Source organism: Leisingera sp. S132 (assembly GCF_025144465.1).
GTDB lineage: Bacteria > Pseudomonadota > Alphaproteobacteria > Rhodobacterales > Rhodobacteraceae > Leisingera.
Genome location: NZ_CP083553.1, coordinates 2164578 through 2177483 on the forward strand (window position 1 = coordinate 2164578; position 12906 = coordinate 2177483).

15 protein-coding genes are annotated in these 12906 nt (G+C 63.3%); all 15 read left to right on the forward strand.

The annotated features are described in order from the left end of the window. Nucleotides 1-95 precede the first annotated feature (95 nt). The 15 genes from K3725_RS10650 to K3725_RS10720 all read left to right on the forward strand — a co-directional run bounded on the left by K3725_RS10650 (nt 96) and on the right by K3725_RS10720 (nt 12849). On the forward strand, nt 96-404 hold the full coding sequence (locus tag K3725_RS10650) for a DUF1330 domain-containing protein (protein WP_260015322.1): 309 nt from the start codon (nt 96-98) through the stop codon (nt 402-404). Nucleotides 405-447: 43 nt separating this feature from the next. After that, nucleotides 448-909 (forward strand): TerB family tellurite resistance protein, encoded by a 462-nt coding sequence (locus K3725_RS10655; RefSeq protein WP_260015323.1) that lies wholly within the window; start codon nt 448-450, stop codon nt 907-909. Further along, entirely contained in the window at nt 909-1349 is a 441-nt protein-coding gene (locus tag K3725_RS10660; RefSeq protein ID WP_260015324.1) for a TerB family tellurite resistance protein, read from the forward strand. The genes K3725_RS10655 and K3725_RS10660 overlap by 1 nt, the downstream gene beginning before the upstream one ends. Beyond that, entirely contained in the window at nt 1346-2119 is a 774-nt protein-coding gene (locus tag K3725_RS10665) for a phosphate/phosphite/phosphonate ABC transporter substrate-binding protein (protein ID WP_260015325.1), read from the forward strand. The genes K3725_RS10660 and K3725_RS10665 overlap by 4 nt, the downstream gene beginning before the upstream one ends. 134 nt (nt 2120-2253) lie before the next feature. Further along, complete coding sequence (locus K3725_RS10670) at nt 2254-3033, forward strand: ABC transporter ATP-binding protein (RefSeq protein WP_260015326.1); 780 nt, start codon at nt 2254-2256, stop codon at nt 3031-3033. 39 nt (nt 3034-3072) lie between these two features. Continuing rightward, nucleotides 3073-3780 carry a transporter substrate-binding domain-containing protein gene (locus K3725_RS10675; protein ID WP_039186325.1) on the forward strand — a complete coding sequence of 236 codons (708 nt, stop codon included), beginning with the start codon at nt 3073-3075 and terminating at the stop codon, nt 3778-3780. A 111-nt stretch (nt 3781-3891) separates the two neighbouring features. Further along, the gene (locus K3725_RS10680; protein WP_260015327.1) at nt 3892-4776 is read left to right on the forward strand and encodes an ABC transporter permease; all 885 of its coding nucleotides are present in this window, start codon (nt 3892-3894) and stop codon (nt 4774-4776) included. Beyond that, nucleotides 4773-5579, forward strand: coding sequence for an ABC transporter permease (locus tag K3725_RS10685; protein WP_260015328.1), 807 nt, complete (start codon nt 4773-4775; stop codon nt 5577-5579). The genes K3725_RS10680 and K3725_RS10685 overlap by 4 nt, the downstream gene beginning before the upstream one ends. A gap of 195 nt (nt 5580-5774) precedes the next feature. Next, complete coding sequence (locus K3725_RS10690) at nt 5775-7094, forward strand: glutamine synthetase family protein (protein ID WP_260015329.1); 1320 nt, start codon at nt 5775-5777, stop codon at nt 7092-7094. Nucleotides 7095-7179: 85 nt separating this feature from the next. Next, nucleotides 7180-7860 (forward strand): type 1 glutamine amidotransferase, encoded by a 681-nt coding sequence (locus K3725_RS10695; RefSeq protein ID WP_260015330.1) that lies wholly within the window; start codon nt 7180-7182, stop codon nt 7858-7860. Then, nucleotides 7860-9218 (forward strand): glutamine synthetase family protein, encoded by a 1359-nt coding sequence (locus tag K3725_RS10700; protein WP_260015331.1) that lies wholly within the window; start codon nt 7860-7862, stop codon nt 9216-9218. The genes K3725_RS10695 and K3725_RS10700 overlap by 1 nt, the downstream gene beginning before the upstream one ends. A gap of 106 nt (nt 9219-9324) precedes the next feature. Continuing rightward, on the forward strand, nt 9325-10635 hold the full coding sequence (locus K3725_RS10705; protein WP_260015332.1) for an FAD-binding oxidoreductase: 1311 nt from the start codon (nt 9325-9327) through the stop codon (nt 10633-10635). Nucleotides 10636-10779: 144 nt separating this feature from the next. Then, nucleotides 10780-11985, forward strand: coding sequence for a DegT/DnrJ/EryC1/StrS aminotransferase family protein (locus tag K3725_RS10710; RefSeq protein ID WP_260015333.1), 1206 nt, complete (start codon nt 10780-10782; stop codon nt 11983-11985). Between the two features lie 94 nt (nt 11986-12079). After that, on the forward strand, nt 12080-12601 hold the full coding sequence (locus K3725_RS10715; RefSeq protein WP_260015334.1) for a hypothetical protein: 522 nt from the start codon (nt 12080-12082) through the stop codon (nt 12599-12601). A gap of 53 nt (nt 12602-12654) precedes the next feature. Next, nucleotides 12655-12849, forward strand: a complete 195-nt coding sequence (locus K3725_RS10720) for a hypothetical protein (protein ID WP_260015335.1) — start codon at nt 12655-12657, stop codon at nt 12847-12849. Nucleotides 12850-12906 lie beyond the last annotated feature (57 nt).

Sequence of the window (12906 nt, forward strand, 5' to 3'; positions counted from 1 at the left end):
TCGTACGGGGAATTTCCTGACAACCGCCCCATTGTCTTTGCAGACGTTTTGTATCAGCCTGCCCGCAACCATAAGAACAAGGGAGGCTGCAGCCCATGCCCGACGAAACCGCCCCCAAGGGATACTGGGTAGCCCATGTGGATGTGCACGACATGGAGCGCTACAAGGACTACATCAATGCGAACGGTCCGGTCTTTGCCGAATACGGTGCCAGGTTTCTGGTGCGCGGCGGCCACCGGGAGGTCCGTGAGGGGGGCTTCCGTGCCCGCACCGTGGTGATCGAATTCAAGGATTTCGAAACCGCAAAAGCCTGCTATGATTCAATGGCCTATCAGGACGCCAAGGCGCTTCGCGACCCGGTTTCGGCGGGTGATATGCAAATCATCGAGGGCTATGGCGGATAAACCGCGCCTGCCCTTCTGCTCTGCCTGAGGTCTGCCAATGCCCATGCTCAAGAAGCTCTTCCAAGCCTTCCGCCCCTCTGAGCCGCCTGCCCTCCCGGATCCCGATGCCGAACTGGCGCTGGGGGCGCTTCTGGTGCGGGTGGCGCAGTCTGACCGCGACTACAAGCTGGAGGAAATCAGCCTGATCGACCGGATCCTGGCGCGGCTCTATCAGCACAACGCAATCGAGGCCGCCAAGGTGCGGGCCACCTGCGAGAAGCTGCACGCCGCGGCCCCCGAGACCGACACCTTTGGACGGCTGATCCGCGAGACCACCGGACTGGAGGAGCGGCTGGCGGCGCTGGATGCGCTGTGGGAAGTCGTGCTGGCAGACGGCAATGAGCACGAGGGCGAAATCACCATCATCGAAGACGCGCGCAAGGCCATGGGCCTGTCTTATGCCGACAGCCAGAAGGCCCGCGCACGCGCCGTGGCAAAGTTCAGCCCCAAAGCGGAGGACAGCTGATGTTCAAGGAACTGCTGAACCGCCTGCTGGAGCCGGCGCCCGCGCAGCTGGACGACGAAGGCGCCAAACTGGCACTGACGGCGCTGCTGGTGCGGATTGCCCGTTCTGACCACAATTATTCCGAGGTGGAGAAGGACCGCATCGACCGTATCCTGACTGCCCGCTACGGGCTGGATACTGGCGGTGCGCTGATCCTGCGCGAACAGGCGGAGGCAATGGAGGCCGAGGCGCCGGATACTGTCCGTTTCACCCGCGCCATCAAGGATGCGGTGGCTTATGAGGACCGCATCGGCGTGATCGAAGCGCTGTGGCAGGTTGCGCTGGCCGATGGTCACCGCGATGCAAACGAGGACGCGCTGCTGCGGCTCTCTGCTAGCCTTTTGGGGGTTTCTGATGTGGACAGCGCCATGGCGCGCAGAAGGGCGGAGGCCGCAAAATGATTGCCCATCTTGGCATGTATGACCGCCCGGAAACCGCGGCGGCCAACGACAGGTTCTGGACGGAAATCCGCGCACATCTGAGCGTCGGGCCGGAACAGCTGACCCGCGATGCCGATTTATGGCAGGTCTGGAAATCCCCGGACCTGCTACTGTCGCAAACCTGCGGCTGCCCCTACCGCACCCGGCTTTATGGCGAGGTGGAGCTGGTAGGCACGCCCGACTACGGGCTGCCCGGCTGCGAGCCTGGCTATTACAACAGCGTCTTTGTGGCCCGTCAGGAAGATGCAGGCCAGCCGCTCGCTGCCTTTGGCGGGCGCCGGTTTGCCTACAACGAATCCCTGTCGCAATCAGGCTGGGCCGCGCCGATGGTGCATTTGCACGACCGCAGCATCCTGCCTGGTTCGCTGGTGGAAACCGGCGGCCACCGGCTGTCCGCCAAGGCTGTTGCCGAAGGCCGCGCCGATTTTGCCTCGCTGGATGCCCTGTCTTGGGAACTGATCCGGGAGCACGACGCCTTTGCGGGCGGCCTGGTCGAGATTGAGCGCACAGTGCCGACGCCCGCCCTGCCCTATATCACCGCCCTTGGCCGGGATACGGGTGAGCTGTTCACGGCCATTGAGACCGCCATCCGCGAGTTGGATGCGGAGGCCAAGGCGTGTTTGCATCTGAAGGGACTGGTACGGTTCACCCCCAGCGACTATCTGGCGGTGCCAACGCCCCCCGGCCCGGCACTGACCGAACAGCGCATCCGCGCGGCGGAGCTGACGTAGCGCCGCTTCCGAAATGCGCCGCCGGAACCGCCGTTTTGACGCCTCAGCTGCCAGCTTGTGCGGTTTGAACGTTGCATTCGGTCTTTTTTTCGGTCCAATAAGAACGAATTTCCACTCACAGGGACAAAGACACCTTGACCGATACAACGCCCGTTCTGCAAATCCGCGGCCTGCATAAATCCTATGGCGAGCTGGAAGTGATCAAAGGCGTTGACATCACCGCCAACAAGGGCGACGTGGTGTCGCTGATCGGGTCTTCGGGGTCTGGCAAGTCGACTTTGCTGCGCTGCTGCAACCTGCTGGAGGACAGCCAGCAAGGGGAAATCCTGTTCAAGGGCGAGCCGATCACCTGGTCCGGCCAGGGGCTGGCCCGCCGCCCCTCTGATGCCAAGCAGGTTCTGCGCATCCGCACCAACCTGTCGATGGTGTTCCAGCAGTTCAACCTGTGGGCCCATATGACCATCCTGCAGAACGTGATGGAAGCGCCGGTCACGGTTCTGGGCCGCGACAAGGCTGAGGTTGAGGAGAAGGCCCGCCATTATCTGGCGAAGGTCGGCATCGGCGACAAATGCGACGCCTACCCTGCTCAGCTATCGGGCGGCCAGCAGCAGCGCGCGGCGATTGCCCGGGGCCTGTGCATGGAGCCCGAGGCGCTGCTGTTTGACGAGCCCACATCCGCACTGGACCCTGAGCTGGAGCAGGAAGTGGTCAAGGTGATAAAGGATCTGGCCGCCGAGGGCCGCACCATGCTGATCGTGACCCACGACATGAAAATGGCGGCTGATGTCTCCAGCCACGTGGTGTTCCTGCATAAGGGCCTGATCGAGGAAGAAGGCACGCCGGATGACGTCTTTGGCGGCACCCGCTCGGAACGGCTGCGGGCGTTCTTGTCATCGACGCGCCATGAGCAATAATAACGAAACCAAAAACCAACCAAAAATGGGAGTAACTCGATGAAATCACTGATCCTTGGCACTGCTGCCCTGGCGCTGACCGCAGGCATGGGCCTGGCGGACACGGTGCGCCTGGGCACCGAAGGCGCCTATGCGCCATGGAACTTCGTCAACGACGCCGGCGAGATCGACGGCTTCGAGCGCGAACTGGGCGATGAGCTGTGCAAGCGCGCCGAGCTGACCTGCGAGTGGGTCAAGAACGACTGGGATTCGATCATTCCGAACCTGGTTTCCGGCAACTACGACACCATCATCGCCGGCATGTCGATCACCGACGAGCGCGATGAGGTCATCGACTTCACCCAGCCCTACACGCCGCCGGACCCGTCCGCATATGTGGCACAGTCGGCTGACGTCGATCTGGCAGGCGGCGTGATCGCGGCTCAGGCCACCACCATCCAGGCGGCCTTCATCGCTGAGCAGGGCTGGACCCTGGTCGAATTCGCCACCCCGGAAGAAACCGTCGCGGCCGTGCGCAACGGCGAAGCTGACGCGGTTCTGGCCGACAAGAGCTTCCTCGACACCGTGGTTGGCGACGATCTGGTGATGCTGGAGAAATCCGAATCCCTGGGCGGCGGCGTTGGCATGGGCTTCCGCGAGTCGGATGCGGAACTGCGCGGCAAGTTCGATGCGGCAATCCAGTCGATGAAAGACGACGGCTCGCTCAATGAACTGATCGCCAAGTGGGAAGTGTCCTCCCAGTGGTAATCTGATCCTGTTCCAGGATCTTGCAGGCCCGCGAGCCGCGGCACGCGGGCCTCATTCATTCGCTTCCGGCGCACACAGCTCCGGGCGTGAGCACAGAAAGACAGGGTACATATGTTTTCCTATTGCACGGACCCATCCACGCTTGAGGGGCTGAACTGGCTCAGCTGCTACCTGACCACCGGCAAGCATGTGAACCTTTACATCTCGGTCTTCGTGGTGCTGGCCCTGCTGGCGATCACCGCGCCGGTTGCACTGCTGTTCGGCTTTGGCGCTGCCAGTGCCGCCCGCTCCACATTCCTGCCGCTGCGCTGGTTCGGCAAGGGCTACACCAGCATTGTGCGCGGCGTTCCCGACATCGCCTTCTTCCTGTTCTTCGTCATCGCGCTCGATCAAGCGTTTGAGTGGATGCGCCACAAGGTGAAATGCCCGGACTGGGACCAGCCGATCCGCCAGGGCATCGACTTTGTGGTCTGCGACGCGGCCAAGCTGCCGCTGTCCACCTCGCCGCAATGGGTGCATGAGACCTACGGCTTTTTCCTGGCGGTGCTGACCTTCTCGATCGTTTTTGGCGCCTTTGCTGCCAACGTGCTGTTTGGCGCGATGCGCGCCGTGCCGCGCGCCCAGATCGAAACGGCGGAGGCCTACGGCATGACCCACCGCCAGGCGTTCTGGCGCATCCTGGTGCCGCAGATGTGGGTCTATGCGCTGCCGGGCCTGTCGAACCTGTGGATGGTGCTGATCAAGTCCACGCCGCTCTTGTTCCTGCTGGGGGTAGAAGACATCGTTTACTGGGCACGGGAGCTGGGCGGCACCAAGACCGCGCGCTTCACCGACTACCCGCACCCGAACTGGCATGTCTGGTATTTCGCGGCCCTGCTGGTGTTCTACCTCTGCTTTACCAAAGTCTCCGAAGTTGTGCTGGACCGCATCATGGCCCGCCTGACCAAGGGCCAGGCCACTGCAGCAGGTGAAGCCCAAAGAAAGGCAGCGGCATGAGTTGCGTTGAAACGATCCAGGCCTATGCCTTCCGCTCCCTGGGCTTTGGCGAACGGCTTCTGCCGCGGGGCGAATATACCCTGTGCGAGCATTTCACCCTGATCGGCTCCGGCCTGATCTGGAACGTCTATTTCGGGGCGCTGGCGCTGATGACCGGCTTCTTCCTGGCCGTCGCCCTGGCGGTTGGCAAGTCCAGCTCCAATGCGCTGTTCCGCAAACCAGCGGAGTGGTTCATCTTCGTGTTCCGCGGCAGCCCCCTGTTCATACAGTTCTTCTTTGCCTACGCCTGCTTCCTCAGCCTGAAAGGCGTCTCCAGCTTCTTTGACCCGTTCACCTCCGCCTGGCTGGGGGCGCTGGTCGTTCTGTTCTGCAATACCGCAGCCTACTCGGGCGAGATCTTCTACGGCGCCCTCCTGTCGATCCCCAAGGGCGATATCGAGGCCGCCGATGCCTATGGCATGACCGGCTGGAACCGCTTCCGCCGCATCACCTTCCCGACCATGCTGCGGCTGGCCTGGCCTGCTTATACCAACGAGGCGATATTCCTGTTCCACGCAACTACGCTTGTGTTCTTCTCCGGCTTCCCGGCCTGGCGGCAGCAGGGCGACGCGCTGTATTACGCCAGCTATTTCGCGGACAAGACCTTCAACCCGTTTGTCCCCTACCCGATCCTGGCCTTCTACTTCATCCTGCTGACGCTGGTGATCATTTCCTTGTTCGGCTTTGTGAACCGGCGGCTGAACCGGCACCTGCCGCAGGAACGGCGCGCCAAGCCCAGGCTGAGGATCAGCCTGATCCGCTAAACGCAGAATGGCTCCCTCGGGAGCCATTTTCTTTGGGCGCACCCCAAGCACGGACAGACATACGGTCCCCCAAGCGGCCCGGCGCGCGTCCCTGAAACACGCCTTCCCGCCACCGCTTCAAACTTTTGATCAAATTATCTTGGCGAATGGATTTCCTTAGGCTAGGGTTGGCGCAACGCACGAATGGAGCCCCAAATGGACCTGCCCGGACTGAAGACAATCCGCATTGCCGCCTGTGACATGAATGGCCAGATGCGCGGCAAGCGGCTGCCCGCAAGCCAGGCAGGCAAGCTGGAAAGCGGCGGCGCGCGGATGCCGGTTTCCGCCCTCAACGTCGACCTGTGGGGCCGCGATGTCGAAGACAGTCCGCTGGTGTTTGAAACCGGCGACGCCGACGGCGTGATGCTGCCCACCGAACGCGGCCCGGTGCCGATGCCCTGGCTTAAGACCGCGTCGGCGCTGGTGCCGATGGCGATGTACTGGGAGGATGGCTCCCCTTTTCTGGGCGATCCCCGCCATGTGCTGGGCGAAGTGCTGTCGCGCTACACCGCCCGCGGCTGGACCGTAGTTGCCGCGACCGAGATGGAGTTCAGCCTGCTGGACGACAGCGGCGCCCGCCCGGCCCCGCCGATCGACCCGCTCACGGGGCGCGAACTGGACCAGCAATCGGTGCTGTCGATTGCCGAACTGGACGCTTTTGACGAGTTCTTCTCCGATCTCTACGACGGCGCAGAGGCGATGGGCATTCCGGCACAGGACGCCATTTCCGAGGCCGGCCTCGGCCAATTCGAGATCAACCTTCTTCATCAGGAAGCCATGCGCGCCGCCGATGATGCGTGGCTGTTCAAGGCTTTGGTGAAAGGGCTTGCGCGCAAACACGGTTTTGCCGCGACCTTCATGGCCAAACCCTATGCCGACGAGGCCGGTATCGGTATGCATGTGCATTTTTCGGTCGAGGATCAGGACGGCAACAACATCTTTGATGACGGCAGCGACAAAGGGTCTGATCTGCTGATGCACGCAGTGGCCGGTTGTCTGGCGGCGATGCCTGCCAGCTCGCTGATCTTTGCCCCGCATGGCAACTCCTATGACCGGCTGGTGCCGGGCGCCCACGCCCCGGTCAGTGCCGCCTGGGCCTATGAAAACCGCACCGCTGCCATCCGCATTCCCGGCGGCAGCCCCAAGGCGCGCCGCATCGAGCACCGGGTCGCAGGCGGCGACATCAATCCCTACCTGATGCTCGCCGCGGTACTGGGCGCGGCCATGGCCGGGATCGAAGACAAGATGCAGCCGCCCGCCCCTTCCGACGGCAACATCTACGAGATCGAGGGCCTGCCGCAGCTGGCCGCTGATTGGGAGACCGCGATCAACTGGTTCGACACCGACCCGCTGATCGCCCGCATTCTGCCGGACCTCGCCATCCGCAACCTGGTGATGACCAAGCGGCAGGAGCTCAAGGGCTTTGCGGAACGCCCCGGGGAAAGCCATTGGCTGTCCTGGCTGGAAGCGGTATAAACCCGCTTTGCCTGCGGCGTCCGGCAAGGCCCTTGCCCGCTGCGGCTCCCTCGGCTAGGCTCAATTTGATCAAATTTGGTGACTCATGAAAATCGGCATCCTGCAAACCGGCCACTCCCCCGAAGACCTGTTCGGAGACTTCGGCGACTACGACGCCATGTTCCGCGACATGCTGGATGGTAACGGGTTTGAGTTTCAGACCTGGGCGGTGGTGGACGGCATTCTGCCTGACGGGCCTCAGGACGCCGACGCCTGGCTGATCACCGGCTCCAAGCACGGCGCCTATGAGGACCACGCCTGGATTCCGCCGCTGGAGGATCTGATCCGGGCCATCCATGCGCAGAAGCAGCCGCTGGCCGGCATCTGCTTCGGCCATCAGATCATCGCCCAGGCGCTTGGCGGCAAGGTCGAGAAGTTCGAAGGCGGCTGGGCCGTCGGCCCGGTCACCTATCAGGCGGATGGCAAGGACCTGACACTGAACGCCTGGCACCAGGACCAGGTGGTGAAGCTGCCCGAAGACGCCCGCGTGCTTGGCGGCAATGATTTTTGCCGGAACGGCATCCTCGCCTATGGCGACCACATCATCTCCTGGCAGCCCCATCCTGAATTCCCCAATGCCTTCGTTGGCGGCCTGATCGAAAAACGCGGCCGCGGCGTGGTGCCTGACGACCTGCTGGACCGTGCAGCCGCTGCGCTGGACACCCCCGTGGACAACCAAGATATCGCAACCCTCCTCGCAGATTTTTACAGGAAAGAGAGGACCTAATGTCAGCCTGGCTCGACACCCTTCCCGAAGCAGCAAAAGCCTATCTGGAGGGGCGTCGTCTCGACGAAGTCGAATGCGTTATCTCGGACCTTCCCGGTATCGCCCGCGGCAAGGCGGTACCGGCATCGAAGTTCGCAAAGACCGACTATTTCCATCTGCCCGACAGCATCTTTTACCAGACCATCACCGGGGACTGGGCCGATGCCGCGGATGAGGACGGCTGGATCGAAAAGGACATGACCCTGAGACCGGACATGTCGACGGCCACGGCTGCGCCCTGGACCGGCGACTGGACCCTGCAGGTGATCCACGACGCCTATGACCGGCATGACCAGCCGATCCCCTACAGCCCGCGCAACGTTCTGAAGCGCGTGGTGCAGCTGTACCACGACAGGGGCTGGAAACCGGTTGTGGCGCCGGAGATGGAGTTTTTCCTGGTTGCCCGCAATATCGACCCCGCCAAGGAGATCGAGCCGATGATGGGCCGCTCCGGCCGCCCGGCTGCGGCGCGTCAGGCCTATTCGATGACTGCAGTGGACGAGTTCGGCCCCGTCATCGACGACATCTACGACTTTGCCGAGGCGCAGGGCTTCGAGATCGACGGCATCACCCAGGAAGGCGGCGCCGGCCAGCTGGAGATCAACCTGCGCCACGGCGATCCAGTCAAGCTGGCGGATGAGGTGTTCTACTTCAAGCGCCTGATCCGCGAGGCGGCGCTGCGCCACGACTGCTTTGCCACTTTCATGGCCAAGCCGATCGAGGATGAGCCCGGTTCGGCCATGCACATCCACCATTCGATCCTGGATGTGGAAACCGGCCAGAACATCTTCTCCGGCCCCCAGGGCGGCGAGACGGACGCGTTCTACAACTTCATCGCAGGTTTGCAGAACCACCTGCCTGCCGGTCTGGCTGTGATGGCACCCTATGTGAATTCCTACCGCCGCTACGTGAAAGACCACGCCGCGCCGATCAATCTGGAATGGGCGCGCGACAACCGCACCACCGGCATACGCGTGCCGCTGTCTGGCCCTGAGGCGCGGCGGGTGGAAAACCGCATCGCCGGCATGGACTGCAACCCCTATCTGGGCATCGCTTTGTCGCTGGCCTGCGGCTATCTCGGCCTGATCAACGAGGAGCGCCCGCGCAAGCAGTTCAAGGGCGACGCCTATGAAGGCGAAGGCGATATCCCGCAGGTGATGGGCCAGGCGCTGGACCTGTTCGACGAGGCCAAGGAGCTGCACGAGGTGCTGGGGGCGGACTTTGCCCGCGTCTACTCCATCGTGAAGCGCGCCGAGTATGAGGAGTTCCTGCAGGTGATTTCCCCCTGGGAGCGCGAGCATCTGCTGATGAACGTCTAAAGCCGCAGGCGCTGCGCCCAGGTGCAGCGCCTGTGCACTTGAGTACTTTGGCAAAGAAGAACTGCGGGACGCCTTCCGGGGCCCCCGCCAACAGGTGAGGTGCGGGATGGCGATGAACCTGCTCTATTCCAATGACCGCAAGGGCGAGTATCCGGACAGCTGGTATGCGGCGACCGCCGCGCCGCTGGAGCGCTTTCCCGCGCTGGACAGCGACATAAAGGCGGACGTCTGCATCGTCGGCGGCGGCTACACGGGCCTCTCTGCCGCGCTGCATCTGGCAGAAGCCGGCCTGTCCGTTACTCTGCTGGAAGCGCAGCGGGTGGGCTTTGGCGCTTCGGGCCGCAACGGCGGCCAGCTGGGCAGCGGCCAGCGGATGGAGCAGGACGGGCTGGAAAAGCTGGTCGGTTTGGATGATGCCCGTAAGCTCTGGGATCTGGCCGAAGGTGCCAAGGATCTGGTGAAGGATCTGGTGGCCCGCCACGGCATCGACTGCCACCTGAAGCCCGGCGTCGCGCACGCCTGTTTCTCCAAGGGCGAAACGGCGCATGAGCACACCTACGCGGAACATCTGCAAAACCGCTACGGCTATGATCAGATCGAGCTGCTGGACCGCGACGCGATGCAGGCGCTCTGCCCGTCGCAGGCCTATGTTGGGGGCTCTCTCGATATGGGTGCGGGCCATCTGCATCCGCTTGCCTATGTGCTGGGGCTGGCCCGCGCAGCCGCCGCTGCCGGGGCCGTGATCCACGAGGGCAGCGAAGTGCTGGACATCCAGGAGGGCCGCCAGCTGCGAATCCGCACCGCGGGCGGCACCGTAACCGCGGGCCACTTGATCCTGGCCTGCAACGGTTACCTCGGCGGGCTGAACGGCCAGGTGGCAGCACGGGTGATGCCAATCAACAACTTCGTGGTGGCCACCGAACCGCTGGGCGAGGACGCCGCCCGGGTGCTGACCCGTGACGTCGCCGTCGCGGACACCAAGTTCGTGGTCAACTACTTCCGCCTCAGCCATGACAAGCGGCTGCTGTTCGGCGGCGGCGAGAGCTATGGCTACCGGTTCCCGTCAGATATTCAGGCCACAGTGCGCAAGCCTATGGCCGAGATCTTCCCGCATCTGAAGGATGTGAAGATCGACTATGCCTGGGGCGGCACTCTGGGCATCACCATGAAACGGATGCCCTACCTGGCACGTCTGGCACCCAATGTGCTGACCGCCTCCGGCTACTCCGGCCATGGTGTCGGCACCGCAACCCATGCGGGCCAGCTGATGGCGCAGGCGATCCGGGGCCAAGCCGAGGGGTTCAATACCCTGGCACGTGTCCCCGCCCCGCGCTTTCCGGGCGGGCCGCGGATGCGCTCGCCGCTGCTGGTGCTGGCGATGACCTGGTTTGCCATGCGCGACCGGCTGGGCGTCTAGGCAGCGGCCCGAGCCGGTTTCCGCGCAACTCCGCAACAATTCTGTGAAATTTTGCCGGGCGCAGCAGATTCCGCCGCGTCCGGTCTTGGCATCCTGAGCACTTAGTTTTACATTTCTCAAAGCAACTATTCAGGATTTTGAAATATGGCCCTGCCGCCCAACGTTCATGACGCTGAACCCATTCCCGCAGCCGCCCGCGACGCCATCGACGCCCTGATGCAATCGGGCGACTTGTTCCGCTACACCGCGCCACAGGATGCGCCGGTCACGCTGCTGGAACAGGAGTACGCGGAGCTTCTGGGCAGCAAATACGCGCTGGCGGTCTCCTCCTGCTCGGCGGCGCTGTTCCTGTCGCTGAAGGCGCTTGGCCTGCCCCGCGATGCCCGCGTTCTGATCCCGGCGTTCACCTTTGCCGCCGTGCCCTCCTCTGTGGTGCATGCCGACTGCGTGCCGGTGCTGTGTGAGGTGGCGGACAACTACCGCATCGACATGGCTGATTTCGAAGCCAAGCTGGACAGCGTGCAGGCGGTGATCATCAGCCACATGCGCGGCCATACCTCAGACATGGACGCGATCATGGCTCTTTGTGAGGCCCGCGGCATTCCGGTGGTCGAGGATGCGGCCCATTCTCTGGGTACCACTTGGAATGGCCGGAACATCGGCACCATCGGCAAGGTGGGCTGCTTCTCTTTCCAGTCCTACAAGATGGTCAACGCCGGCGAAGGCGGTATCCTGATCACCGACGACGCCGACCTGATCGCCCGCGCCGCAATCATGTCCGGCGCCTATGAGCACAACTGGAAAAAGCACAAGGGCCCGCATGGCGAAAACACCCCGGACCTGGAGCAGGCCTTTGCAAAGTGGCAGAACCAGCTGCCACTGTATAACCTGCGGATGAGCAACCTCTCCGCCGCGGTGATCCGCCCGCAGCTGCCGGAACTGGCGCGCCGGGTACGCGACGGATTGGCCAACCACAACTATGTAGCGGAGCGGCTGAACGCCTCGCCTTTCTTCGACGTGCCCGCACCGCTGGGGCCGGAACGCCGCGCACCGGACTCAATCCAATTCAACCTGGTGGATCTGAGCGAGGCACAGACCCGTGCCTTTGCCGCCGCCGCAGAGGCCAAGGGCGTCAAGGTGCAGGTCTTTGGCCTGTCTACCGACAACGCCCGCGCCTTCTGGAACTGGCAGTTCCTGGGCGACCAGCCCGAGCTGCCCCAGACCCGCACCATGCTGATGAGGGCCTGCGACGTGCGCCTGCCGGTGCGCCTGACCCGCACGGAGCTGGACGTGATTGCAGACATCCTGCTGGCTGCCGCAGAAGAGACAATGGGCAAAGCCGCCGCCTGAGATCGACAGTGCTTTAGCGAGTTCCCGCCCCGGCCCCTGCGCCGGGGCCTTTTCGCGATTGCAATCCAGTCTTGTGCCGTCCACGGTGCCGCTCATGAAAGGCCCATTGAAATTCAAACGGCGCCCGGCCACCGCGCTGGTGGCCATGGCAAACTCCCTGAGCATGGGCGATGCCGTCCCCGGTGATGAGCTGCGCCAGATCATCTCCGCGGTTGTGTCCGACCGCGCGGAACGCGCCGCTCTGCTGGCGGCCATCCGTACAGCCAACGATCCGGACTGCGGTCTGGCTGTTGCTGACTTGCTGACTGCCTATGCCTCTGAGGCCGCGGAGGCTGAGGCCCAGGCCCGTGACGCCGATCAGGTCATCGGCCAATGGGCCCAGCGTCTGGCCGCTGGCGCGCTGCTGGCAAGCTTTGGCGCGGCAATTGCCGGCACGGTGACCGGCGGGCTGGCCTTTGGCCTCACCCTGCTGTCATTTTCGGGATTTGTTTTTGCTACCGCCTCCCGCATCGGCGGACGGGGAAAGATGCGCCGCCGCGCGCAAGACCGGGACAGCGCCGACTCGCTGGCCCGCCATGTGCTGGAAGCAGGCAAACTGAAGAAGGAGGGGAAGTGATATGGAATTTTCAGCTTTCTTCCCCTATATTGGCAGTGCAACCGGAGAAACGCATGTTTGAAGCCATGGGACTTGAGACTGTCATCGTCAGCACGATCATCGGCGCCTGCGCCCTGTCTTTTGGCGCCAGTGCCTATCTTTTCATGCGTGCGCGTCCGCAGCCAGCGGCAAAAGATCTGGACAAGATCGTTAAGAACGCCCCCTATCACCGCCTGCACAACGTGCTGAAGGTTGAGGTCGGCTCCTGATCCGCACCCGTCAGTAACCGCGCAGCAAAAAGCCCCCGCCGAACCGGACAGGGGCTT

Coding starts and splice junctions, on each gene's coding strand:
- K3725_RS10650 (WP_260015322.1), top strand. CDS start 96: ATGCCCGACGAAACCGCCCCCAAGGGATACTGGGTAGCCCATGTGGAT.
- K3725_RS10655 (WP_260015323.1), top strand. CDS start 448: ATGCTCAAGAAGCTCTTCCAAGCCTTCCGCCCCTCTGAGCCGCCTGCC.
- K3725_RS10660 (WP_260015324.1), top strand. CDS start 909: ATGTTCAAGGAACTGCTGAACCGCCTGCTGGAGCCGGCGCCCGCGCAG.
- K3725_RS10665 (WP_260015325.1), top strand. CDS start 1,346: ATGATTGCCCATCTTGGCATGTATGACCGCCCGGAAACCGCGGCGGCC.
- K3725_RS10675 (WP_039186325.1), top strand. CDS start 3,073: ATGAAATCACTGATCCTTGGCACTGCTGCCCTGGCGCTGACCGCAGGC.
- K3725_RS10680 (WP_260015327.1), top strand. CDS start 3,892: ATGTTTTCCTATTGCACGGACCCATCCACGCTTGAGGGGCTGAACTGG.
- K3725_RS10685 (WP_260015328.1), top strand. CDS start 4,773: ATGAGTTGCGTTGAAACGATCCAGGCCTATGCCTTCCGCTCCCTGGGC.
- K3725_RS10690 (WP_260015329.1), top strand. CDS start 5,775: ATGGACCTGCCCGGACTGAAGACAATCCGCATTGCCGCCTGTGACATG.
- K3725_RS10695 (WP_260015330.1), top strand. CDS start 7,180: ATGAAAATCGGCATCCTGCAAACCGGCCACTCCCCCGAAGACCTGTTC.
- K3725_RS10700 (WP_260015331.1), top strand. CDS start 7,860: ATGTCAGCCTGGCTCGACACCCTTCCCGAAGCAGCAAAAGCCTATCTG.
- K3725_RS10705 (WP_260015332.1), top strand. CDS start 9,325: ATGGCGATGAACCTGCTCTATTCCAATGACCGCAAGGGCGAGTATCCG.
- K3725_RS10710 (WP_260015333.1), top strand. CDS start 10,780: ATGGCCCTGCCGCCCAACGTTCATGACGCTGAACCCATTCCCGCAGCC.
- K3725_RS10715 (WP_260015334.1), top strand. CDS start 12,080: ATGAAAGGCCCATTGAAATTCAAACGGCGCCCGGCCACCGCGCTGGTG.
- K3725_RS10720 (WP_260015335.1), top strand. CDS start 12,655: ATGTTTGAAGCCATGGGACTTGAGACTGTCATCGTCAGCACGATCATC.